The 2,403-nt window shown below is 38.4% G+C and carries 4 protein-coding genes; 3 read left to right on the forward strand and 1 reads right to left on the reverse strand.

Annotation, left to right across the window (positions count from 1 at the left end; translation table 11 throughout):
• Positions 1-356 precede the first annotated feature (356 nt).
• Positions 357-509 carry a hypothetical protein gene (locus tag ASV53_RS25645; protein WP_094958948.1) on the reverse strand — a complete coding sequence of 51 codons (153 nt, stop codon included), beginning with the start codon at positions 507-509 and terminating at the stop codon, positions 357-359.
• Positions 510-812: 303 nt separating this feature from the next.
• Between ASV53_RS25645 and ASV53_RS23645 the strand changes: the two genes are divergently transcribed.
• The 3 genes from ASV53_RS23645 to ASV53_RS25870 form a co-directional block, all read left to right on the forward strand.
• A complete protein-coding gene (locus ASV53_RS23645; RefSeq protein WP_094958949.1) occupies positions 813-1,508 on the forward strand; it encodes a pseudouridine synthase in 696 nt (231 codons plus the stop codon).
• Between the two features lie 114 nt (positions 1,509-1,622).
• Entirely contained in the window at positions 1,623-2,060 is a 438-nt protein-coding gene (locus ASV53_RS23650; protein WP_094958950.1) for a nuclear transport factor 2 family protein, read from the forward strand.
• A gap of 158 nt (positions 2,061-2,218) precedes the next feature.
• A partial coding sequence (locus ASV53_RS25870; RefSeq protein WP_205049230.1) for a hypothetical protein occupies positions 2,219-2,403 on the forward strand: 185 nt, incomplete at its 3' end.

The raw sequence follows: 2,403 nt of genomic DNA on the forward strand, positions 1-2,403 counted from the left end.
GCTATAAAGTTAGCCGTAGTGGTTCAAGTTATACCTAATAAAAATGGGAGTATGGTTTATCTACGATCATTTTAATGACATTTTATTCATAACTACTGGAGATTACCTCTCATTACAAAAATGTCACACTGTAACGTTATGTGGGATAAATACTGGTAATAGGCGCGCTTAGTTTTAATCAGAAGCTAACGAACTAATTTGTGACGATGTCACTTTTGAGTGATTAACAAATGAAGCTGTTGTGTATCTCTGAGGGGGAGTCGTCAGGCTGTAGATTTATTAAGTTAGCCTAACTAAAATAGGAAAAGGCAGCTAATTAGCTACCTTTAACAATCAAAACAGAATGCAATTTGTGATTATGCTTTCTTAATGTCTTTAACTGGGTAAGTAAGTGACATACCATCAACTTTAACGTGGATGTAAGCACCGCCACCACTGAAACCAGTAATAACCATAACACCTAGATCAACACCTTTAGTTGCTACAACTTGATCGTCGAGTTCAAACATTATTCTAACACCTTGATTATAAAAGATTATGACAGCTAACTATGCGCGTATTTAATCAGAACCTGGGCCAATGAACTAATCGATTTACTTGTCGTGTCAATGAGTTATTTTTTGTATATGCCAACGTAGTACAGGCGGAAAACGAACGATAGTGAGCACAGCCAGAACCGTAGTTACGCTGTAACTATCTTTATGGAAAGAACAATCCGAAGAGAATAACAATCGAAATAGAACCTATGATTGTTGCTTACGGTGGTGAGATAAGGATAATAACCCTGTGTTAAATTAGAGATTGCTGCAGCCATGCGCTTAGATAAATTTGTTTGTAAAAGTACCGAATTAACCAAAAGCCAAGCTATCCAACGGATAGCGAGTGGAGACGTCAGAGTTAATAATGAGGTAATTACAAATGAGAGAAGTCAGGTTCATGAGAACAACATAGTGACTTTAAGTGGAGCAACTCTTAAAGCTCGTGCGTTCCGATATATTTTAATGCACAAACCTGCCGGTACAATTTGTTCTAATATCGACGAAGTTTATCCATCGCTATTCAATTATATCAAGGTAGATAACCTAGAAGAGCTGCATATTGCCGGGCGGCTAGATGCAGATACAACAGGGTTAGTTTTAGTCACTGATGATGGTCACTGGTCGTTTAATATCACAGTACCAACTAAACACTGCGAAAAACGTTATCGCGTTGGTTTATCTCGGCCTATAGCAGATGACGTAGCGGAAAAATTTAAGCAAGGCATAAAACTACAAGGTGAAAGCCAAGTTACTCGGCCCGCAAAGCTCGATGTGGTTAGCCCGAAAGATGTCATTTTAACGATCACTGAAGGTAAGTTTCATCAAGTGAAACGTATGTTTTCGGCGGTAGGTAACCGAGTCGTATCATTACACCGAGAAAGCATTGGTAAGGTTAGCCTAGATGTTGAAGTAGGAGAGTGGCGCTATCTGACCAACGATGAGGTGCAGTCTTTTTCTTGTGAAATTTAGTAGAGCCCAGGGTAATCAGAGTTGTTGTTCCCTCAATAGGTTAGTTACCACGTAACATATTTGCAGCAGGCGCAATGTCACATTGGTCTACACTCACAGTAAAGGGAATCTACTATGCAAGAGTTAGGTGAGATTGTCGCAACATTAGAAGACTATGCGAAAGCTTACTGTGCAAAAGATATAGATGCGTTGATGTTAGTGTTTGATTCTAGTGAGGAGATATCCGTTATTGGTACGGGGGGAGATGAGTTATGCTCCGGTATAAAATCAGTAAAAGAGTTATTTCTTAGGAATTTTGCGGAAGCAACAGCAACGAAGTTTGAATGGGGCTGGTCTAATATTATTGTAATTTCGGAAGGTTGTGCGGTTGTTTCGCAGTACTTAACTATTCATGTGAGTACTAAGCAAGGTGCTATTTGTGTACCAGTTCGATGGAGTGTCGTTCTAAAGAAAGCCGATCGTTGGCTTTGGGTACATCGACATGCGTCTACAGCATCTGATTCACAACTAAGAGGGTGCGCTTATCCTAATCCATCAGAAAAACGTGAATAGAAATAGGTTAATTTTTATTGGTAAAGTATTTTTGAAAGATGCAGTTAGCACTGTCTTGGCGCCATAACAACAATCTAGTTAACAATGAACCAATGTAACCTTGATATACAGCGTTTGATGTTGTATCTTTTCGTGTTATGTTCGGAGTTTTGCTTATCATGCATGAAGTAATTATGAGGTTAATACTGAGACCAGCTTTAGTTTGTTTTGGTGCAAGTACGACCTATTTTGCATTATCGTTATCCTTTTCTTTTATTCGACTTGAGCCGTTTTATCAAGAGATGGTTTTTCTTTCTATTATACAATTTTTCATAGGTCTATTATTAACTAAGCTAATTAATAA

The sequence above is a fragment of the Photobacterium sanguinicancri genome, from assembly GCF_002265265.1.
Classification (GTDB): Bacteria; Pseudomonadota; Gammaproteobacteria; order Enterobacterales; family Vibrionaceae; genus Photobacterium; species Photobacterium sanguinicancri.